The 23,323-nt window shown below is 44.1% G+C and carries 14 protein-coding genes and 1 tRNA gene; 9 read left to right on the plus strand and 6 right to left on the minus strand.

Annotation, left to right across the window (positions count from 1 at the left end):
- From COT43_00245 to COT43_00270, 6 genes are all read left to right on the plus strand, one after another.
- The coding region (locus COT43_00245; GenBank protein PIS31139.1) for a hypothetical protein at window positions 1-3,507 on the plus strand (3,507 nt) is incomplete at its 5' end.
- A 171-nt stretch (window positions 3,508-3,678) separates the two neighbouring features.
- Window positions 3,679-5,610, plus strand: coding sequence for a hypothetical protein (locus COT43_00250; protein PIS31140.1), 1,932 nt, complete (start codon window positions 3,679-3,681; stop codon window positions 5,608-5,610).
- A 54-nt stretch (window positions 5,611-5,664) separates the two neighbouring features.
- Window positions 5,665-8,406, plus strand: coding sequence for a hypothetical protein (locus tag COT43_00255; protein ID PIS31141.1), 2,742 nt, complete (start codon window positions 5,665-5,667; stop codon window positions 8,404-8,406).
- Complete coding sequence (locus COT43_00260) at window positions 8,400-9,566, plus strand: hypothetical protein (protein ID PIS31142.1); 1,167 nt, start codon at window positions 8,400-8,402, stop codon at window positions 9,564-9,566. Before COT43_00255 ends, COT43_00260 begins: the two co-directional genes overlap by 7 nt.
- Entirely contained in the window at window positions 9,566-11,107 is a 1,542-nt protein-coding gene (locus tag COT43_00265; GenBank protein PIS31143.1) for a hypothetical protein, read from the plus strand. Before COT43_00260 ends, COT43_00265 begins: the two co-directional genes overlap by 1 nt.
- A gap of 26 nt (window positions 11,108-11,133) precedes the next feature.
- Window positions 11,134-13,386: a hypothetical protein gene (locus COT43_00270; protein PIS31144.1), complete on the plus strand. Its 2,253-nt coding sequence runs from the start codon at window positions 11,134-11,136 to the stop codon at window positions 13,384-13,386.
- Window positions 13,387-13,858: 472 nt separating this feature from the next.
- Here COT43_00270 and COT43_00275 read toward each other — a convergent pair whose 3' ends face one another.
- The 5 genes from COT43_00275 to rocD all read right to left on the minus strand — a co-directional run bounded on the left by COT43_00275 (window position 13,859) and on the right by rocD (window position 18,919).
- Window positions 13,859-14,983 (minus strand): NAD(P)/FAD-dependent oxidoreductase, encoded by a 1,125-nt coding sequence (locus tag COT43_00275; protein PIS31145.1) that lies wholly within the window; start codon window positions 14,981-14,983, stop codon window positions 13,859-13,861.
- Window positions 14,984-15,013: 30 nt separating this feature from the next.
- Window positions 15,014-15,517, minus strand: coding sequence for a nitroreductase family protein (locus tag COT43_00280; GenBank protein ID PIS31146.1), 504 nt, complete (start codon window positions 15,515-15,517; stop codon window positions 15,014-15,016).
- Between the two features lie 10 nt (window positions 15,518-15,527).
- Window positions 15,528-16,022 carry a hypothetical protein gene (locus tag COT43_00285; GenBank protein PIS31147.1) on the minus strand — a complete coding sequence of 165 codons (495 nt, stop codon included), beginning with the start codon at window positions 16,020-16,022 and terminating at the stop codon, window positions 15,528-15,530.
- A 165-nt stretch (window positions 16,023-16,187) separates the two neighbouring features.
- A complete protein-coding gene (locus COT43_00290) occupies window positions 16,188-17,633 on the minus strand; it encodes a cytosol nonspecific dipeptidase (protein ID PIS31151.1) in 1,446 nt (481 codons plus the stop codon).
- An 83-nt stretch (window positions 17,634-17,716) separates the two neighbouring features.
- Window positions 17,717-18,919, minus strand: coding sequence for an ornithine--oxo-acid transaminase (rocD, locus tag COT43_00295; protein PIS31152.1), 1,203 nt, complete (start codon window positions 18,917-18,919; stop codon window positions 17,717-17,719).
- A gap of 192 nt (window positions 18,920-19,111) precedes the next feature.
- Here rocD and COT43_00300 point away from each other — a divergent pair, with 192 nt between their 5' ends.
- The 3 genes from COT43_00300 to COT43_00310 all read left to right on the plus strand — a co-directional run bounded on the left by COT43_00300 (window position 19,112) and on the right by COT43_00310 (window position 23,031).
- On the plus strand, window positions 19,112-20,296 hold the full coding sequence (locus COT43_00300; protein ID PIS31148.1) for a hypothetical protein: 1,185 nt from the start codon (window positions 19,112-19,114) through the stop codon (window positions 20,294-20,296).
- 80 nt (window positions 20,297-20,376) lie between these two features.
- A complete protein-coding gene (gene lepA, locus COT43_00305) occupies window positions 20,377-22,173 on the plus strand; it encodes an elongation factor 4 (GenBank protein ID PIS31149.1) in 1,797 nt (598 codons plus the stop codon).
- Between the two features lie 147 nt (window positions 22,174-22,320).
- Window positions 22,321-23,031: a hypothetical protein gene (locus COT43_00310; GenBank protein PIS31150.1), complete on the plus strand. Its 711-nt coding sequence runs from the start codon at window positions 22,321-22,323 to the stop codon at window positions 23,029-23,031.
- Window positions 23,032-23,052: 21 nt separating this feature from the next.
- Here COT43_00310 and COT43_00315 read toward each other — a convergent pair.
- Window positions 23,053-23,136, minus strand: a tRNA-Ser gene (locus COT43_00315).
- Window positions 23,137-23,323: the final 187 nt, after the last annotated feature.

Here is a 23,323-nt window from a genome sequence, read left to right on the forward strand (position 1 = left end):
GCCAACACCGGTTGGATCGTGTATAGCACAACTTATCCGACCCATCAAATGGGACGGGTACAAAAGACCACCGACGGCGGCGCGAACTGGACGACCGCCCGGGAGGCCGATATTTCCGAACATGCCTGGAACGATATGGAATTCATTGATGCCAGTGTCGGTTATGCCTGCGGTGAAAACGGCATTATTTACAAGACGACTGACGGCGGCGTTAACTGGACCTTAGTCAGCGATACCAATGCCTGCAAGGTCGAACTTTACAATCTGGATGTCGTCAGCGCAACCGTAGTCTATGCCGCCGGAAAAAATAGTACAATCCTGAAAACGACCGATGGTTCGTCATTCACTAAACTCAGTTACAATTTTGATGGTGATATGGCGAACGCCGACACAACCCGGGACGATCTTGATGGCGGTCTCGCATTTATTAACGAAAATCGCGGTGTTGTCGCCGTCGATTTCACCAAGGAAGCCACGATATGGTGGACTGAAGACGGCGGCACGACCTGGCATCCGGTAAAAGTCGCTTCGGCTTTTCCGACCGGCGTATCTTCCCACCGGGTTTACGATGTCGCAGTAGGCGGTGATTCAACCGTAGCTCTGGCCGCCTATCATCATGCCTGCCTGATTTCGACAAACGGTGGGCGGACCTTTACGACAAAAAGTCCCTTCTCTCTTGGTTATGTTTATTCCAAATATGCGGAAGTCATTGATAATAATACGATTATTTGCGGTGGCGGCTCAGATAATCTCATCATGAAAACGACCGACGCTGGCGCTAATTGGGACACTCTAAATGTTGGTACAGGCCAAACTTTAGCCTCGGCAGATTTTATCGATGCCAGTACGGGCTATTTGTTCTGCGATGATCAACAATGGTTCAAGACAGTCAACGGCGGAGTAAACTGGACTCCTTTGAATACTTGGCCAGGGGTTGGATTTTGGGGATTGGCCTTTCCGACAACAGACAAAATTGTCTTGACCGCTTCAAGCGGTGGTGAAATGACCGTGAGCAACGATGGCGGTAAGACATGGTCTTATCCAGATAATTTGAAAACAAAAATTGATACCGGTATTTTTGAGTGTGAATTCATTGATGCGAATAATGGTCTAATGGGAGGTACCGGTGGAAATTTATTGAAGACTACTGACAGTGGCGCGAATCTGGTTCCAATTGTCAATCCGATGTATGATGCCGGTAAAGCGATCAATGCCATTCATTATCTGAATGCCGACACGGTTTTCGCCGGTGGCGGTAGTGGTAATCTGATGCATAGTTTTAACGGCGGCGCTACCTGGACCAAAACAACAGCCGGCACCAAGACCGTTTATGACATTCTGCCTCTTGCCGGAAACCAGATCGTCACGACCTGCGCCAGCGGCGAATATTATACTTCGACCGATGGTATGACCTTTACCAAACTCGGCGCAACTACTGAAGCTCAAAGCCTGCGCGCAATCAAATTCCGCAACGGCATTGGCATTATCCCGGGGGCCAAAGGCTATATCTACCGCTCAACCACCTGGAATGTCTTACCGACCTTAGTTTATACCGCCAGCAATGGCGCAGAACTCTACGATGTGGAGTTCGTCGATGATACCACTGTCTTCGTCGTGGGACAGTACGGCACAATTCTGAAATCGGTAGATGCCGGCCTGAACTGGACGGTTGAAACTAGTCCGACGGAAGAGGTCTTACAGAAAGTCCGCTACAGCGATGGCACTCTGTGGGCAGTCGGTCAGAATGGAACCATTCTGAAAAACGATATTGTCAGTAAGGTTCTGGCTGGAGACTATTACATCCCGCAGGGTTCTCATGAACAGGGTTTCGCCACGCTCGGCGAGGCTGTTACCACTCTGAATACTTACGGCGCATCCGCTCCGGTCAATTTCCTGCTGGATGCTGACACATTACGGGAAGCAAGTTTTACTTTTAATGCACCTTTGTCGGCGGAAAACAATGTGGTTGTCAAACCCGCTCCCGGTCGCAATGTTTGCTTAATTGTTGCTCCAGGAGTATCAAGAGGTAACGGACCTCAGATGATTGGTTTTGACAAAGGGTTTGTAACCTTTGATGGTAGCAATAACGGTACATCAAGTCGAAACCTAATCGTTACAAATGAAGTATATGCAGATGTACCTTTTGGCTTGAATACCGCAAATGCAGATACTGTAGTTCTTAAGAATTTAATTATTAAAAATCTTGATAATGGAATTAAGAACTTCAAGTATGGTGCTGTAACAAATGATGTTGCCGGTATTGCAGGTTTCACCGTAGAAAATTGCCAAATCGGTTCGGCAGAATTTCCTGTTTGGCGCGATGGTGTTGCCGTCTGGGGATCGAGTTCAGGTCCGACTCAGGGTATCGTTATTAATAATGATATTTATGCCGGTAGCCGCGGGATTGGAACGTATGTGGTTAATGATTGTGTGTTCAGCGGTAACACCATTAATATGATGCCGGTTACCAGCGCAACAACTTATGCTTATATACATGGCATTTACTTAACAGGCGCTTCTGGTCCGACGGAAATTCATAACAATACCATCAATTGTCTGGAAGCAGCAACAGTTACAGGTACATACATTATTGGTATTGCATTTGCCGGTAACTCTGAAGGTGCAGGAGAAATAATTAGTATTGTCAACAATATGATTAATGTTGGCGCAGTAAGTGAAACTCATAATACTTATGGTATCGGTTTCCGTTCGGCGAATCCGATGGGTAATATTCAAGCATACCATAACACTATTTTGATCAATAACAATGCTTCCACGCTAACAAGTCATGCAGTTGGAAGTCACACAAATGGAACAGGATCTGTTGAAATTGATCTGCAGAACAATATTATCATTAACAATCATGCCGGTAATATTGCATCTTCGGCCATCGGACTGATTCCCGCAACCTCTGTTCTGAATTCGGATCACAATTTACTGGTTTCCAACCAGAATTTTGTGAATTATAAGGGTACTATCTATGCTGATCTGGTGGCATGGCAAGCTACGGGACAGGATGAAAATTCTGTTTCGAAGGCTGTTGAGTTCGTCAGCGCCACAGATTTGCACCTCACCGGAGCCTCGATCGGCGATAATGACCTGGCCGGTATGCCGCTGTCCACAATAATCGTGGCTGACATTGATGGCGAGACCCGCAGCCCAACCGCGCCATATATGGGCGCCGACGAGGGCTCGGTACCATTGATTCATGTCGGCATAGCTACCAATAACGCCGATTTGCCGACCAAATTCAGTCTTAATCAGAACTATCCGAACCCGTTCAACCCGACCACGACTATCGAGTTCGCCCTGCCTAAAAGCAGTCGCGTTACTTTAGCCGTATACAACATGCGCGGTCAGCAGGTTGCGGTTCTGCAGAACGGTTTCATGGAAGCCGGATATTACCACTTCAATTTTGAAGCCGGCAATCTGCCGAGCGGAATGTATATCTACCGCATTCAGGCCGGAGAATTCCACAGTGTCAAGAAAATGACAATCATGAAATAGTCCAATCGGCGAATTTGTTACAAGGGGCTGTTTTCGGACAGCCCCTTTTGTTTCAAAAAATCAGCCTGAAAACCGTCCGTTTTTTTTTTACGATTATTGATTCAGTGACATTAAATTTCATCCAGCGTATATCTTGTCAACATAAACCGAAAGTAAAAGGAGTGAGTAAAAATGAGTAAGGATATTTTTCACAATAAAACGAAACTGGTTTTTCAGGCGGCAATCTTGGCGCTGATAATCGGACTGTTAATTATCGGTGTGATTAAAGACTCCAAGGCAGATTTCGAGGCGTATTGTCCTTTTGGGGGATTGATTTCACTTGGCAGTAAGTTCAATCTTGGCTCAATGTCCTGTAGTATGAGCGAAGTTCAAGTCTTCATGGGACTTGCGCTTTTGGCAATGGTCATCCTGATTGGGAAACTGTTTTGTGGATATATTTGTCCGATCGGTACCATTATTGAATGGCTTAATAGAATCTTCGCAAAGTTTAAAATATCCGTCGTGTTGACTGGCTGGATCGACCGAGTGTTGCGCCTTGGCAAATATATTTTACTCTTTTTCACCGCTTATTTTACCTCCACGACCAGCGAATTGTGGTGCAAAAAATTCGACCCGTATTATGTGGCTGTCTCTGGGTTCGACAACGATACGGTGCTTTTCGTCGGTATTCTGGCTATTTTTACCGTCGTGGTTGTATCCGTTTTTATTCGTTTTTTTTGGTGCAAATATGTCTGTCCGCTGGGCGCATTGAGTAATATATTCGCCAATTTTTACATCACTGTTCCGATCTTCATCGTTTATTTTCTCCTGAGAATTTTCGGAGTTAATCTCAGTATTTTGTGGTTGATTTTAGCACTTTGCGTATCCGGAGCCGCGACAGAAATCTTCCGATTCCGTTTCTTCTCGATAACACCGTATCAAATTCGCATCGATAAAAATCACTGCACAAGTTGTGGCGTATGCAGTGCACATTGTCCGCAGGGAATTAATGTCTTTTCATACGAAAAAGTAACGCATCCCGACTGTACTCTTTGCTTAGATTGTGTGAAAAGTTGTAAGGTCAAGGACAGCATATCGATCGGTAAATCCCAACACACGTGGATTCCACCGGTTGCTATTGTCGTTTTCTTTTTCGTGGGATTGTTTTCTTCGAAGAATTATGAATTTAAGACACTGTCCGAACGGTGGGGTAGTTACGATTCGCTGAAAACCGTAAGTAAAATGGAATTTGAAAATCTGAAGTCGATTAAATGCTGGGGCAGTTCCAAATCGCTTCAGAACAAATTGGAAACAAAAAAAGGCATTGTCGGATTAGATGCGTGGGCTAGAACGCATCGCATCGCTGTCTATTATGATAACACGATTTTGGACTCAATGGGTGTCAAAGCCGCAATCTTCGCGCCGGCCAAAAATCGAACGTCCAACTTCAAGGATTATAAACCGCAGAAAATCGCTGTCCTGCACGTCGGGATTTATGGCGTGATGGACGTTTACGATAATATTAATTTGCTTCGGTTGTTGATGGATAAAAAAGGCGTCTGCGGATTCGAAACGAGTTTCGGTGAACCGGTTCTTGTTAATATTTTTTATGACGAAGAAAAAGTCCAGCCGAAGGAGATCATCGATCAAATTCATAAGAAAAGCTACATTCGGAAAATTAAGGGGAAAGAAGAAGTCATTTCCGTCAATTTCAAGTGCGAAAATGACGGTGATGTGACCGAACACGTTACCTACACCGAGATGCGAAAGCGCCTGTTCAACGGCTACGATCAGAAGTTTAATGGCTACGAAAATTATCCGGAAAAGAATCTTCGCATTTACGAAATCGGTCTGATGAATGCCGATAACATCGCCGTAAAAAGAAATCTGAAATATCTGACAAGCCACGTTTCCGGTGATACGGGCATTGTGCGGCTGAAGACTAACTTCGTTGAACGCGGCGAAGTTGTCCAAATTTACTTCGATCCGTCGCAGGTAAAAGCCGAGAAAATTTCCGCCTTACTCAAATCGCCAAATCTGGTCGTTTTTGTATCGGGTGGCGGGACAAAAGAAATTGCCAATTCCTTTGAATTTGTCGGCAAAGATGTTGTCCTGAATCCTTGAAGCCATGAAGTCATTTCGTGATTGACAGGAGGCATAGCCAAAACCATCTTTTTGGTGGATAAAAATATCATGAAGAAAAGCCTTTTTGCCTCACGATCCTTACACATTACAGCGATCTTTCTCGTGGTGATTTCGTCTCTTTTAGCTGAATCGGCATCAGTTCTCAAGGGGCATGTGCAAGATGAAAAAGGTTCGCCGCTTGTCGGCGCGAATGTCATCTTGAAAGAAAACTATGCGGGCGCCGCGGCAGATGTGAACGGAGATTTTTCTATCCGAACGAAGCCCGGAGATTACACGCTGGAAATTACGTTCATAGGTTATGGAAAATTTCGGGAAAGAATCAAACTGAAAGTCGGCGAAACGCTGATCAAACAAGTTCAGTTGAAAATTAGTTATTTTGAAATTGGCGGTATCGTCGTTGTGGCTGAAAAAGAGTTATTGCCATCGGAAGCAACGACAAAGACGCGGATTTCATCCGGAGAGATCGAGCACATTCAGGCTTCCAGTCTTAGCGATGTTCTCAAACTCGTACCCGGTCAGCGATTCGACAATCCTGGACTTCAAGACCTCAAACAAGCCACCATCCGCACAAGTTCGGTGGATGCGTATACCGATAGAAACGCCGCTTTTGGAACGCAGGTCATTGTCGATAATGTGCCGGTTTCCAACAATGCCAACATGCAGATCGATTCTAAGGTAAACACCGGCGGTATTCAGTGGACGACGGAAAATTCCGGCATCGACCTGCGACAAATTCCGGCTGACAATATTGAGGAAGTCGAAGTCATCCGTGGAATTCCTTCGGCAAAATACGGCGACCTGAGTTCGGGAATTATTCATGTCAGGACGAAATCTGAGTCAGTTCAGCAACGGTTCAAATACAAATACAATCTTCAGAATCAGGAACTGAATGTCAACGGTGGGTTTAAAATTGCCGATCAGTTTTTCAACTACAATGCGAATTTTGCTCATAGCGCGCGGGATATCCGTATCAAAGATTATGGCTATTCACGAGTTTCTGGACAGATTTCGCACGTCGCTAAACTCTTTAAAAACCTATACGCGGTCGATAACCGCCTGTATGCGACGCGAACCTTCGACGAACAAGGATTGCGGGAAGGCGATCTGTATCTGACGGAAAAATATAACCGGGATTTTATCATTCGATATAATCACCAAAGCCGGTTCATTCTGACGCCGAAGCAGAAACTCGATGTCAATTATTCGGTGAATCTCGACCGGCAGAATTCATACGTCAAAAAACTGATTTCTTCAGACAATACTTATATCAGTAATCGCATGACAGAAGGAACTCAGGAAGGACAATATTTTCAGAGTGCCGTCTCGAAACTTTGGGTTAAAGGTAAAGCCTGGAACCAATATTTTAGTGCGGAATACAGCGGCTCGATAAATATGTGGAATGTGGGACATCGCCTGAGTGCGGGCATCAGTTATCGGCATGAAAAAAATAACGGCCCCGGACGAATTTTCGACCCGAATATTCCGCCGAGCATCACATCAATTTTACGGGATCGTCCACGTTCCTATGACGGTCTTCCCGCTCTTAAAATCTCCAGCGGATACGTCGAAGACCAGATTACCGGCAATTTTAAGATTCCTATCGAACTCAGTCTCGGGCTTCGCTACGAACAATACGGATCGGGAAACGATGCGTTTCCGAAAAACAACGGCGCTTTCCTGAATCCGCGCTTCAATGCGATTCTTTCGCCGACGGAAAACTCGCAACTGCGGTTTGGATACGGAACCACCTCCAAAGCGCCGTCGCTGGCTCTGCTTTTCCTAAATCCGATTTATTTCGATCTGGACGACATAAACCGATTTACGGGCGATTCGACGAGTCTCGTCGTTGTTTCGACTTATCTTTATAACCGTGAAAACAAGAACTTGAAAGGTTTTCAACAGATCAAACGCGAACTTAGTTACGATCAGAAAATAGGCAAACTGGGATTTACCATGACAGGGTATTCTAACACAACGTTCGGAGCGTTTGCTTCGACAATCGTTCGACCGATCTTCCTTTATAAATACGATTATCCATATTGGCCGGACTTGACAGGCAAAACGATTCGCGATTCTGTTTACACAACTTATACCATCGACGACAACACGCAAAATACCTACACTCGCGGACTGGAATTTTCCGTACAGACCAATCCATTCACGCCGCTGAATATGAAATTGAGAGTCGAAGCCGCGTACAATTATACCACCGGTGACAGGAAAGGCTATGAATACAGTTCGACATTTTTAAGAGACACTTTGTTAAATATAGACGTCAAGCCATTCTGGAACATCATCAATTCACGGTCGGAAAATCTACTGGTCAATTACAAATTTGAATTTACTGTTAAAGAAATTGGCGCGTGGATAACAGTCGAAGCGCAACAGGTCATTTTTGATAAGAGTTGGGACGTCGGACTCTCAGATTCTATCGCAGTCGGTTATCTGGCTTATAATGGAGAAACGGTTCATTTCTCGGAAGCTGAGAGAATGGGCGATGTTTCATCAGCCTATAAACGGATTTATCCGGATTACTGGAAAAAATCCGAAAATCAAACCAACATTTGGCTGTTTAACCTTCGTGTCAGCAAATCACTTTTTCGCGGCTCCGAAATCTCGTTTTTCGTGAATAATATTTTCAATTCGCATCCGCTTTACCGAAGACAACGCACGTCGGCGGGAACTTATTCCTATACAATGCTAAATCCTGACCTTTTCTTCGGAGTCGAGATCAGCGGAATTGTGGATAAACTTTTCGGCAAGGAAAAATGGTAAAAGTACTGAAAAATATCATGCTCGTTTTCCCTTTTCTATTGTTCGTTCTTCTTTTTGTGTCCTGCACCGAAAATGTAACGCCGCCGGATTCGATGAGGCTAAACCTGCACGTTACAGTCGTGGATACAACCGATTTTACTGTTCGATTAACTGGAAAAAATCAGGTCGATGATGCGAGAGTCTTCATCAGTTCTGTTACATTTTACAATTATTTTGAGGCATGGACAGACACGTCTGGTTTGGCATCTTTCGAGAAAATTCTGCCGGATCAGTACAATGTTTCGGTTACTAAACGCATTATTCAGATAATTGATGGGGTTAAAATTGAGCGTGTCCTGAACGGGCAATTGACAAATATCGATATTTCTGGTGGAGACTCTGAAATTACCGTTTTTGTAGGTCCAACTTCACCGGGAACGCTCATCTTCAGTGAAATCTATTACAACGGTTCGCCGCCGGTTCCGCCGAACAGACTTCCGCAATATTACCACGATCAATTCACCGAGATTTACAACAACTCGGCAGATACGCTTTATCTGGACGGCAAAATTATCTGCGACGTCGAATATGGATACATTGATGATGATTACACACATTCTGTTCATGCAAATCAGTTTCCAGGGACGGGAAAAGATTATCCAATTCTTCCGGGAGAAATGAAGATCATTGCGCAGGATGCCATTGATCACACACAGTTCGTTCCGGTCAGCGTGGATTTGTCAAACGCCGATTTCGAGTATTTTGTCGATAGCGATGTTGATAATCCAAGTGTGACAAACATGGTCCAGATTCACCATAAATACGGTTATGATGTTCTTTATTCCGTCATGAATTGCGCAATTATTCTGCTGGAAGTCAAGGATCCGTACGCTTACGGATACGATAATTACAATTGCATCAAGTTTCCCAAATCCGCGATTCTTGACGGCGTTGATTACCGGGACAACCTGCAGGAAGTCGAATATAAACGATTAGACCCGTCAATTGACGCGGGATTGACCGGCGGCTTTCCAATGTACTCGCACAAATCTATCCACCGGCAGATCGATTATATAGATAACGGTCGAATCGTTTTGATGGATAACAACAACAGTACGATTGATTTCCAGGTGCTGAATTTTCCGACGCCCGGATATTTTTTTGATGAGGCTGTCAAGTGATGCTCGTGATCGCCAAATCGTACCGGTTTTCGATTTTTCTATTTGTATTTGCGATTTGCATAAATGTTTCAGCGCAGGATATCGTCTTCGAGTATTTACCGTTTAGCTGTTATCTGGGAATTTCCGATTCCGCTCTTATTCTCGGACAAAATCAAAATCCTGCATGGATGTTGTCCGATCAACCAAATGATTTCATCCGTTACGGCGTGAGTTCCGATTCCTATTCCGGCGATTTCCGTCGCCCGTTTGATCCGGGCGCCAAAACAGACATGATTTATGTGGCTTCCGGTCTTCATCATTTTTCAGAAAGACAAACACTGGCGGGAAGTTTCGGCTACCGGAATCAGCAAATTTTACAAAAAATGTGGACGCATCATCGGATGCCTTATCTTGGAAATCCGTTTCTGCTTGCGGATAGTTCCGTCGGCGGCTTTCGATTAAATGGAATTCTCTGGGAAATTTGGTATTCGGCGGAGTTGATTCGTCGGCGGCTGTACGGCGGATGCTCGGTTATTTATAATGTCGATGAAGAATACAAGACGGTTTTTCCTAAGACCCAAGTGACACACCGGGATTTGGCGATTGGATACGGACTTGGTTGGAAAGTGGGAAAAACAATTGATCTGGGAGTTTCCGGAAGTTACTTCGATTTTCAGGAAAGTATATCGACTTCACGGTACACTCTGGATCAGGAAAAAACGCCGCTATTTTTCAAAGTCCGCGGCATGGATAATCCGGTGATTTTGCGCGGTGAAACCAGCGAAGAACGATTGATCGATCTGCAAGGATATTCCGCTCTTTTCAACGGAAAAATCGGCGGGAACAAGATCGCTTCGGTTGGTTTTTACGGCGGATACGAACATGTTCAATCCGGAAGTGAAGACGGCGGTGCGTATCCAATTCCGCAGGGAAGATGGTCGTCGGATTTACTCTTTTTTTCGTCGGACTTTCGGCAATGGTTCAATCCGCAAATCGGATTCTCGTTGACCTCATCTGGAGCAATTAATGTGCAGTCGGCGACGCACCCGGATTTCAAATCAGAAATCTATGACTTTCGAACACAGCAGATTACGGGAGGAATCGGAATTCATTTCCGAAGCGAGAGCGGGAACGAATTCTGTCCGAAAGTCTATTATTCCTCGGCGACCTATAAACGGACCGATCTTTTTAACGGAATTCTCCAATATTTTCCGTCTGAAACTGTCGGTTGGAGCATTGAACAGACTTTTCCGGGGAGCGAACGATTCGATCTAAGCCTTTCCGCCGGTAACGATTCAAAGCGTTGCCGGAAATCGACGGTTTATACCGAAAGAACTGACTGGTATTATTGGCAAATCACTGTTTCAGAGCAGGAATTTTATGAGACGGACGCTGACCAGTTTTGGTATCAGGTGAAGATGACGTTTTACACACAAAACGATCTGATTTATTACTTGTCCGTGAAAGCCGCATTTCTCACACCGTTGACCGAAGAAACCTACAAATCGACGAACAGGAATTCACTTACAGTCAATTTGGTCGTTGAAAAAATCAATCGATAGGCGAGAACAGGAACACTAAACATTTAATGATGAGAAGAAAAATGATCCAGAGAAAAATGATGCGCTGTGCGACTTTGATCGCATGTTTACTGAGTTTATTTCAAATTAGCAGTGCAAGACTGAAGATAATTTCGCCACGTCAAAATCATTCCACTTCATTTGCCATTATCATTGATAATGAGACATTTAAACAGATTGAAAAATCTGTTCTGGCCTATCGCGACGCTGTCGAATCGGATGGTTTATCAACTTACATCATCATCGACCAGTGGAATCGACCAGAAGAGGTCAGGACGGCTATTATCCAACAATCCCGAAAAAAAATTCCTCTGGAGGGAGTTGTATTCGTTGGAGATATCCCAATTCCGATGATTCGGGACGCTCAACATCTCGCTTCGGCTTTTAAAATGGATCAGGAGCGTTTTCCATTCATTCGCTCTTCAATCCCGTCTGACCGATTTTATGATGATTTTGATCTGAAATTTGAATTTATCCGGCAAGATACGACGAATAACCTGCTGTTTTACTATTCTCTTAGAGCAGAATCTGAACAAGTTATTCATAAAGATATTTATTCTGCGCGAATCAAAGCGCCTGTGAATGACGCGTCGAAATATAAAATTATCGAAAAATATCTCCAGCGCGTTTCCCGACAAAAGTCCCAACCGGATATTCTGGATAATATTTTAACTTACACCGGTCATGGTTATCATTCAGAGGCGTTGAGTTCGTGGGAAGGCGAGATTCTGTCCCTTCGCGAGCAATTTCCCGAACTATACGGCGGCTCGAAAGGCAATATCCGGAATTTTTACCATTCGATGTCAACGAAAATGAAAGGTGTCATGCTGAATGAGTTACAACAGCCGAATCTTGATCTGGCATTAATTCACGCTCATGGCGCTACGGATACACAATACCTGATCGGCTACCCGGCGGCTGAGATGATCGATCAGAATGTTTCAGCGGTTCAGATGTTTTTACGCAGTAAGCTCCGTGAAGCTAAAAGCCGGAAAAAATCGATTGGTGAGACCCAAAAATACTATCAGGAAAATTATCAGATTCCGGATGAATGGTTCGAAGGCGCTTTCGTTGACTCGGTGATTTTGTCTGATTCAGTTTATTCGGCAAAATTAGATATTTATGTGTCGGATGTCGAGCAGATTTCGCCGCAGGCGGAAGTCATCATGTTCGATGAATGTTTCAACGGCGCTTTTATCAACTCACCCTATATCGCAGGAAATTATGTGTTCGGGAACGGAACGACAGTCGTCGGCATTGCCAACACGGTGAATGTTAAACAGGATATTTGGGCGGATGAACATATCGGAATTCTGAAGGAAGGCGTTCGTGTTGGTGAATGGCATCGGACGCGGAATTATCTGGAATCGCATCTCATCGGAGACCCGACATTTCATTTTGCGACACAAAAGCCTACCGACCTGCCGCAATTGGCAGGGTACGATCCAAGACAAATTTCCACATGGCAGATACTCATGAAAAACGATGATGCGAATCTGCGTGCATTTGCGATTTTTCGGTTGGCGATGGAGAACGATGGGATTTCAGATAAAGAACTCGCTAAGTTTGCTCAAAAAGACCCAGCATTTATCGTGCGGCTTTCGGCATTGAAAGGTTTAGCCGCTCGACGTTCGATAGAATTTGAAAAGATTTTACCTCAGACTGCCAACGATTCCTATGAATTGATCCGCCGGTTTAGCGCGCAATGGATGGGCGTCATCGGACGCGAAGAATATCTGCCAATTCTGGCTGAAAAGATGATTGTCGATCCGTCGGAGCGAGTGAAAGCGGCGGCAAAATCTGCGATCGACAAAGTCGATCCCGTCAAAGCCCTGAACGCCTGCTTAGATTACCTGGAAAAAATACCGAAATCCGACTACGCGGAAGAACTCGAAAAAAATATCCGTTTTTCTTTTGAGCGTTCGGATAAATGGCTGAATCAGGAATTGATTCCGAACCTTCTCAGCGATACTGTAAAGGTTAAAGACCGCGTGGAAGCCATTCGGACTTTTCGGAATTACCAGTTTATAGCGGCAATTCCGGACTTAATCGGTGTTGCCTCGAATCCGGTGATAGAATCCCGGGTGCGAATCGCGGGATTGGAAGCGTTGGGTTGGTTTACATTTTCACATCAACGGGATCAGATTATCACCGCTTGTAAGCATATCATACAAGCAGATGCGGATAAGAGCGTTCAGACGGAGGCGCTGAAGACCAGAAATCGGATTTTAGCTGGAATGACTGATCCGGTCAATCCATAAGATTTAAAATAAATTAAAATTCTTCTTGGCAATTAGGAAATTCATTAATAAAACCCACGGTTGGTACTTAAATAGAGATGAGAACTAAAAATTTTTAGTTTAGTGTTTTGAGTCTTAAGGGTTTGTTGAATTCGCAATTGATTTGTCTTTTATCAAAGTAGAAGACTAAAGTCATCTGGGTATTTGTGAGGAATTGAGGGAAAAATGCTATTTCACAATTTGTCATCGAGGAATCCGCGGAAGAAATGCCGGGCTTATATTACGATAGGTCTTATAGTAGGCATTTTATCTTTTGTCGGCGCTTGTTTGGTAGCGTCTGCACTGCCAAGCCATTCTGCTTCGCTGGCTCGGTCTTTAATTATAGCGGGAATGGTTTTGGGATTAGTTGGAACCGTAGTTGGAACGATTTTGCTCCTTGCCGGAATCCGCATTTGATGGCAACATCACATCCATATTTAAAATCGATAAAAAATCACCTGAGAATATTTTCGACTAATTGACCGACGCGAATCGCAATCGCCGGCGCCGCCGTCAAGCCGGGCGAGTCGATGCCAATCAGGTTGATCATTCCCTGTAATCCTTTTTCGGATTCCTCTGCAATAACAAAATCGCGGAATTCACCGCCCGGTTTCTGGAGTTTTGGACGGATACCGGACATCTCTGGCGTCAGGTCTTCTGGTTTTAGAAACGGCAAGAATGAATAAACGCTTTCGAAAAATTTGTCCTGATGATCGGGGTTGACTTCATAGGAGACTTCATCCACGTAAAAAGCGCTGGGTCCGAGCGAAAAAGTTCCGTCTAATCTAAGTCTTGTATGAATTCCCAGACTTAGCGCAGTAGGCGTTGGATAAATCAGGTGATGGATTTTTCCGGTATGTTTAGCGGCGACATTGAAATATTCACCCTTAACCAGATATACTTGATAACCGGATGACTCGATATCAATTCCGGCAAGTGCGGCGATCCGCTCGGCGCCGATTCCCGCCGCATTGATAACGATCTTTGCCGCGATTTCTTCGATTTCTCCGTTTGTGTCCTGAATTAAAATACGATAACCATCTGTGATTTTTTCAATTGCAATCACGTTTGAATGATACGCGATAACGGCGCCGTTCCTTTCCGATTGAGATTCATAGAACTTCATCAGTTGGTGAACATCAATCAGTCCGGTTTCCGGACTGAACAAACCAAACTCCGCTGAAATGTTGGGTTCCATTTGACTAATTTCTGTCTTGGAAAGGAATCTCAATCCGGGTGTATGATTTTTAATTCCCTGCTCGAAAAGATGATTGACATTTTGGACTTCTTCCGGTGTTTTGGCAATGATGATTTTCCCTGTTTTCCAAAAAGGGATTTCAAAATTTTTGCAGAGATCGTAAAGCAGTCGGTTGCCTTCGACACATAGTTCTGCCTTTAGCGAGTTTTTTGGATAGTAAAATCCCGCATGAATAACCTCGCTATTGCGTGATGAGGTTTCCATTCCGAAAGACTCATATCGCTCAAGAAGGAACACCTCTTTGTTAGAGCGTGAAAGGTTTTCGCAGATGGCTAATCCGACGACGCCTGCGCCAATGACAGCGATATCAACATGCTCCATTTCAATATCCTTCGGTATTTATTTTGAAAACTAAAACTTCTCGAAATGAACACGATTGGCGTCGAATTGCGTGCGCGACGGTTTTTCTTCTGCGGGACGACCAACGGCAATCAAGGAGAATAGCCTTATATTTTGTGGCAAGCCAAACAATTCGTCGAATAACGCGGTTAATCCCGAAGCTTCGGGATGATAACCTATCCATACGCCGCCGAGGTTTAGCTCCGGCAGTGAAAGCAGAATATTTTCCGTAGCGGCGGCGCAATCCTGATCCCACCGCTTCGATGAAATTTCGACATCGCCGCACACGGCAATACAAACAGGCGCTTGATAAAGCATCTTGGCGTACGGATGAAGATCGGCGATTTTATTCAGTTTTGTTCGATCTCGAATGATGATGAAGTGCCAAGGTTTTAGGTCGTGCGCGGAAGGAGCCGCCATCCCGGATTTTAATATGAGTTCTAAATGTTCATCCGAAACCGGTTCATTGGTAAATTCTCGGATGCTTCTGCGTCTAAAAATATAATCGAGGTTCATGTTTTCTCCGCTACTTTTGATTGGCGATCCACTGATTCCAGACAATGAAAATTGAGATTGGAATGATCAAGGTGGCAATAAAAAAGGTTGTCATTGTAACATTGCTGACAATTCCGAAAATGGAGAAGATGAAAGTAACTAAAATTGGATGTATTGCCAACAGCCAATAACTCAAGTCCAGTAGAGTTAAAATAAAGAGTAAGGTTGCTAAAACAGCCGTTGTAGAGATTGTAACAATCCAGAAACGCTTTCCAACCCGATCTTTTTCGCCAGGAATTTCCGTGACGATTTGCGGGACGTTTTCCATGTGTCTTTTGCAGTAAAAGATATCTTTTTCTACAACATAGGGAATTACATTGACCTTATATTGATAGAGAACCCTGACGGGATAAGTGTCCGCCCTTCCACACACGGCGCAGGGCGGTTCCTTGAAAAATGGCTTGGTTAACCACCAACTGATCGTCAAAATCACGACATGAGTAAGAAAAGTGACGAGAGCGATCAAGCGGTTCCGCTTAACAGAAAATCTTCTAACAAATAATTTCCACATAAAAATGTCTCAAAAATAAACGGCACGACGAAATTTTCACCGCAATAATTCACAGAAATTCAAAGCCATTCCGAAAGGAATGATCAAATCGGAATGGCTTTTTAATATGGAAAAGAACGATTATTCGATTCGTTTGAGAACTTCGAGCAACAACTGCCAGAATTTCTCAACCGTTGCGATTTCAGCTCGCTCGTCAGGCGAATGAACGGCTTTTAATGTCGGTCCAAAAGAAATCATATCCATTCCTTCGCATTTCTCGCCGATGATACCGCATTCCAAACCGGCATGAATGGCTTGAACATCGGGTTCCTTGCCGAATAAATCCTTATGAGTCGACTTCATAAGACTAAGAATTTTCGATTGCATGTTGGGCGCCCAAGCCGGATAACCAGCGTCTTGTTTGACTTTCCCGCCCGCCAGCAAACCAATTGCTTTGACCTTGTCGGCGATTTCGACGATTTCCGAGGCAACTGAACTGCGCTGGCTGGTCAGCAAACTGATCTGATTGTCTTGAGTGTGAACGATAGCGGCGTTTGTTGATGTTTCGACGAGTCCCGGAATGTCGGGGCTCATTTTCCTGACGCCGTGCGGAATTGCGTAAAGGAAATTCAACAATCGATTCTGAAATTCGGGCGAGAACACGTTTTCAGGATAATTGGGAATTACTTCAACAGACAGTTTGAGATTCGGCTCGATCTGTTTGAACTCGTTTTTTAGGATGTTTTCAGAATCGGCGACAAATTGTTTGAAAATATCTGCCGATTTTTTATCAATGAGCAAGCGATATTCGGCATCACGCGGAATGGCGTTGTGTTTGGTTCCACCGTCGATATAAAACAAGGAAAACTTTAATTTTTCTGCGGCTTTCCAGATGACGCGGTTGAGTTCCTTCACTGCGTTCGCGTGTCCCTGATGAATCTCCAATCCGGAATGTCCGCCTCTCAATCCTGTAATTTTGACCGCTACTGCTTGTAAGCCAACGGGCGCTTTTTGCCAGTCAATGTCAAACGTCACTTCCGTATTTTTTCCTCCGGCACATCCAACAAACAGAACGCCGTCTTCTTCGGAATCGCAGTTCAATAAAATTTTTCCCTGAACGAATCCCGGTTCGAGCGATACCGCGCCGGTCAATCCTGTTTCTTCGTCAATAGTGAACAGCGCTTCAAGCGGCGGGTGAATGAGAGACTTATCTGCCAAAACTGACAGCGCCGCAGCTACGCCGATTCCATTGTCGGCGCCAAGAGTCGTTCCAGCCGCCCGAATGTATTCACCGTCCCGAACTAATTCGATTGGGTCTTTAGAAAAATCGTGGATGACGCCTGCGTTTTTTTCACAGACCATATCGACATGTCCTTGAAGAACAACAGGCGTCGCTTTTTCCTTCCCTTTTGAGGCGGGCTTTGAAACGACGATGTTACCAACTTTGTCGATTTTGTAGGGTAATCCGAGTTTTTTTGCGACGGACGCAATCCACTCGATTGCACCTTTTTCGTGTTTGGATTCGCGGGGAATTTGATTTAGTCCATAAAAAAAGTTCCACAGCGACTCCGGTTTTAGTCCTTTGATTGCTTCTTTCAATGTTTTATCCTCCAACAATGTTAATGTTACTGGCGTTTATTTAGCCAAAAAGCGGCAATAAATCAAGAGATTTATTCACTCAATACTTCACGAATTCTTTCAACCGCCCAATCAATTTCTTCTACCTGTATGATCAAGGGTGGCGCAATACGAATGACGGTTTCATGGGTTTCTTTAGCTAAAATTCCTTTCTCTTGAAGCGCTTCGCAAAATCGTCGCGCGCCGCCTGCCGATTTCTTAAGAACGATCCCGATCCATAATCCTTTTCCGCGGTAGAAATCAACGTACGGACTTTGAATCGTTCGCAGTTTTTTGATCAAATACTCGCCAAGTTCTGCTGATCGCTCCGACAATTTTTCTTCGATGATGATTTTCAGCGCTTCCCTTGCAACGGCGCATGCGATTGGGTTGCCGCCGTAAGTCGAACCATGATCGCCAGGATTGAACACGCCGAGAATTTCCCGCGAAGCGATCACCGCCGAAACTGGATACATACCGCCGCTAAGCGCTTTGCCGATAATCACCATATCAGGACGAACGTTTTCGTGCTGATATGCAAACAGTTTGCCCGTTCTTCCCAAACCGCTCTGAATTTCATCGGCAACAAGCAATACGCGATTTTCACGGCAGATTTCGGCGCACTCTTTTAGAAAACCTTCCCGCGGGACGACAACGCCGCTTTCGCCTTGAATCGGCTCGACGAGAAAAGCGACTGTGTTTGGATTGACGGCTTTTCGAAACGCTTCAACATCGCCATACGGAATGACGAAAAATCCGGGCGTCAGCGGTCCGAATCCGTCTTTATACTGTTCATCGGTTGAAAAAGAAATGATCGTCGTCGTTCGACCATGAAAATTTCCCGCACAGACGATGATTTCGCCTTTGTCTTTTTCAACGCCTTTAATTTTGTAACCCCATTTCCGGGCGGCTTTGATCGCCGTTTCAACGGCTTCACCGCCGGAATTCATCGGCAACATCATTTCATAGCCGGTCAGATCGCATAGTTCTTTGGCTAAGAATGGAAGTTGATCGTTCCGAAATGCGCGTGAAGTCAGCGCTAATCTGGCTGATTGTTCTTGTATAGCCTTAACGAGTCGCGGATGGCAGTGTCCCTGATTGACGGCGGAATATGCGGCGAGAAAATCCATGTATTTTTTCCCTTCGACATCCTCAACCCAAATTCCGGCGCCTTTCGTTAAAACGACATTCAGCGGTTTGTAATTATGTGCGCCATATCGATCTTCTATTTCGATGCACTCTTTTGTAGTTGTCATCTCAATTACCTTTTTTTGAATTTTGATGGTGATCATGAGAAAAATCTATCTGAAATTTAAACAATTTAATGTAAATTGCCACACCTTTTCCTTAATTATTAAAGTCAAATTCAGCCGAAAAACCGGAGCGCTGGAATTGATAAATGAACTATTGCTTTTCTCTGAGATCTCGATTATAATCTTGCTGTGAAAATGAGGTGGTTCAGTCAATTCGCGCTAATTTTATCCGTGCTATTTTTCTTTTCGTGCGAGAAACGCCAGCAGGCACAAATTTCCGATCCCATTCGTGGAATGAAAGTGTATTTTAACCAGTTTGAAACACGGAAAAAATATCAAAATGACTTTCCAAAATTAGCCGCTGATTTAAAATCCGTAGGTGTGAATACCATTTTTACAACGGTTTACGAAGGTCAGAAGGCATTTTATCCCAGCCATGTTATACGCCAGAGCGACCCAAAACTGAACTTAATTGATCTGCGTCGGGTCTTGAAGGAAAATAACATTCGCTTCGCCGCCGTATGCCAAATATTCTACGATCCGGATATTGTTTTAAGTCCCGATGATCTGATTCCTGTCGATAGACATGGAAATAATGTCTATGTCGATTGGCAGAGGATGGTTTGTCCGACTAATAAAGAATATCGGTTGTACAAATTATCCGTTGTAAAAGAAGTCGCCAGAAAATTTCAACCGGATATACTTTGTCTCGACTTCATGCGTTATCCAACGACGTGGGAACTCGTTCTTCCGAATGAAAAATCGGATCAAATCCGCGATTTCTGTTTTTGTGATCGATGTCTATCGCTATTTACCCAAAAATATTTTCTCACCTTTCCCGATTCGTTAACCGAAACGGCACAAAAAGCGACGTGGATTCTGGAAAATCATGGCAAGCAATGGACGGGTTGGAAGGTTGAAAATATTACTCGGTTAGTCAAATCGGTACGATTAGCCGTTGAAAAAATCGATCCAAATATTAAGATTCTTGTTAATACAGTACCTTGGAGCAGTGAACAGTTCGATCTGGCGATTCTTAGAATCGCGGGTCAGGACATAAAAGCGCTGACGCCGTATGTTGATTATTTCTCGCCAATGATTTACCATAAAATGATCGGGAAGGACGCAGAATTTGTTCATGAACTCACGGTGGAATTGTATGAAACGACCCATAAACAGATATTGCCAAGCGTTCAGGTGGAAGCGTCAGGCGAATTTCAAGACTATACGCCGAATGAATTCGAACAAGCGCTCGTTTATGCTTTGATGACGCCATCCGCGGGAGCGATTGTATTCAATTGGGAGAATCTTGTTCAGATCGGTACCAATGATTCTGATCGTCAGGAGCGGCGACTCGTTTTACAAAAAGTCTTTCGCTAACGGATTTTCCGTCGGATCTCAGTCCCAGATTTTGATCTTCATCTTTTGAAAATCCTTTCAAAAACCGTATATTTTCTGTCATGGTATCGAACGTTAGGAATTTTTCAATTATTGCTCACATAGATCATGGAAAATCTACTTTAGCCGATAGGATGCTCGAATTTACTGGCACGATCAGCAAACGTGAAATGAAAGATCAGGTGCTGGATGATATGGATTTGGAGCGCGAACGCGGCATAACAATCAAATCGCACCCGATACAAATGAACTATCGTTCCCGGGGTGGGAAGGATTATATTCTAAATTTGATTGATACGCCGGGACATGTGGATTTTTCATATGAAGTCTCTCGTAGTCTAGCCGCTTGCGAAGGCGCTTTGCTCTTGGTCGATGCTTCACAAGGCGTTGAAGCGCAAACCGTTAGTAATGCTTATCTCGCTATCGAAAACGACCTGACCATTATCCCGATTATCAATAAAATAGATTTGCCGGGTGCTATGATTCCGGAATCGAAACATCAGATCATGGACCTCATCGGATGTGCTGAAGACGAAATTATTCTCACCAGCGCGAAAAGCGGACAGGGGCTTGAACAAATATTCGAAGCGATTATCAAAAGAATTCCTCCACCCTCTTATTTCCCGGATAAACCGTTACGGGCACTGATCTTTGATTCGGTGTTCGATTCGTTCCGGGGAGCGATTCCGTATATACGCGTTTTTGAGGGCGAAGTCAAATCTGAGGATTGGATTCGGTTTTTTGCCAACAACTCGAATCACGAAACGTCGGAGGTTGGCATTTTCAAAATGCAGAGACAAAAATCCGATAAATTGGTTTCAGGAGATGTCGGCTACCTCGTCGCAGGCGTCAAGGATATTTCCAGTGTAAAAGTCGGTGACACGATTACGCTGAAAAATAATCCAGCCAGCGAACCGCTTCCCGGCTATCGTGTCATTAAACCGATGGTTTTCAGCGGCATGTATCCGGTTGCGACGGAAGATTTTGAAGATTTACGCTCGTCGCTGGAGAAAATGAAACTCAACGATTCGTCTCTGTTTTACGAAGCGGAAACTTCCACTGCGCTCGGATTTGGGTTTCGATGCGGTTATCTGGGCCTGTTGCACATGGAAATCGTACAGGAAAGGCTGGAGCGAGAGTTTAATCTTAATCTCATTACGACAATGCCGAACGTCGAATATCAAGCTCTGCTCAGAACCGGCGAAGTCGTCGAAATTGATAATCCGACAAAAATGCCGGACGTTGGTAATATTGGTGAACTTCGCGAGCCCTTTGTTCGAGCGGAGATCATTGTGCCGACGACATTTTTGGGAAACGTGCTAAAACTATGTCAGGAGAAACGCGGCATTTATAAGACGACGAAATATTTGGACGTGACGAAGGTACAAATCCATTATGAACTTCCGCTGGCTGAGATTATCTTCGACTTTTATGATAAACTGAAGTCCATGTCGCGCGGATATGCATCGTTTGATTATGAACCGATTGGATATCGTGCGGGCGATCTTGTCAAAGTCGATGTTTTAATTTCCGGCGAGCCGGTCGATGCGCTTTCATTCATCGTTCACAAAGATAAAGCCTATGCTCATGGCAGAAATCTCTGCACTAAACTTAAGGAACTGATTCCTCGGCAAATGTTTGAATTGGTTGTTCAAGCCGCGATCGGTGCCAAGGTCATCGCGCGGGAATCGAAAGGACCACTACGGAAAAACGTGACAGCTAAGTGCTATGGTGGTGATATTACGCGCAAACGGAAATTATTAGAGAAGCAGAAGGAAGGCAAGAAGCGGATGAAACAAGTTGGACGCGTTGAAATCCCACAAGAAGCTTTTCTCGCCGTTCTGAAAATGGAACATTAAAGTTGAAAATTGAAAATTGTAGATTGAAAATATCAAAGTGCAAATTCTTTCTCTGTTATTACCTACAAGTGGAAAAACAGATGTCAAAATACAGAGGTTACCTTTTGAAAATGGGTTCTGGACGCGGAATTTTAAACCTTTAATTAGATGAAATTTCTGAAATCCTACTGGACTTTGTCCAAATCTCCATTTTATAGTTTATTATTTACTCTTCCGTTAATGGTCGCTTATGAAGGATTCATTTTTTCGATGAACCATTCGGATATTATCGGAATGAGAAATGGTGCAGACGTTTTGTTCAGGCAGTTTTTTGCATTATTCAGTGTTTATGGATTTTATGTGGTCGGATTCGTCGTTATTCTCTCGTTTCTTCTCACTTACTACTTCCAGAGTCGGGAGAAAAAAGTCGGGAAGTTTCGGGGACAATTTTTTCTATTGATGTTCCTCGAAAGCATGGTTTACGGACTAATGATGTACTTACTCATTGATCGGTTTGGTGGATTCACCCTGTCCATTGGCTTCTCGCCGGAAAACCAACAAATGATCATTTTAGCGCTCGGCGCAGGAGTGTACGAAGAGTTCGTTTTTCGTGTAGTTTTTATAACGGCGTTTCTATTTCTGTTTAGAGATATTTTTAAACTTCATCCGGTGGTTTCGGGTATTTTATCGTTAATTTTATCATCGTTAATTTTTGCCGCTTTCCACTATATGGGCGCGTTTGGGGATGCGTTTGACCTGAGATCGCTGGTGATTCGTTTCTCCGCCGGTGTTTTTCTCTCCTGTGTTTATTATTTCAGAGGATACGGAGTTACCGCCTACGCTCATACGATTTATGACATAATGGTGATTTTGACTTAGCCAATCTTGGTTCTTTTGATGCGGAGGTGAAGGGACTCGAACCCCCAAGGGCGTTAACCCGGCGGTTTTCAAGACCGCTGCCTTACCGATTAGGACTACACCTCCAAAAAGCGGTGAAATTTCTTCCTTAATTTTTATCTAAACAAGAAATTTTAAATATCTTGTTCCTTGTACATATCATCAACTAACGGAGCGAATTTTTCCAGTACGACTTTCTTTTTAACCTTGAGTGAAGGTGTGATCTCGCCATCGTCGATTGTAAAATCTTTTGGAATGATCCGGAATTTCTTCA

The sequence above is a fragment of the Candidatus Marinimicrobia bacterium CG08_land_8_20_14_0_20_45_22 genome (assembly GCA_002774355.1).
Taxonomy (GTDB): Bacteria; Fidelibacterota; UBA2242; order UBA2242; family UBA2242; genus 0-14-0-20-45-22.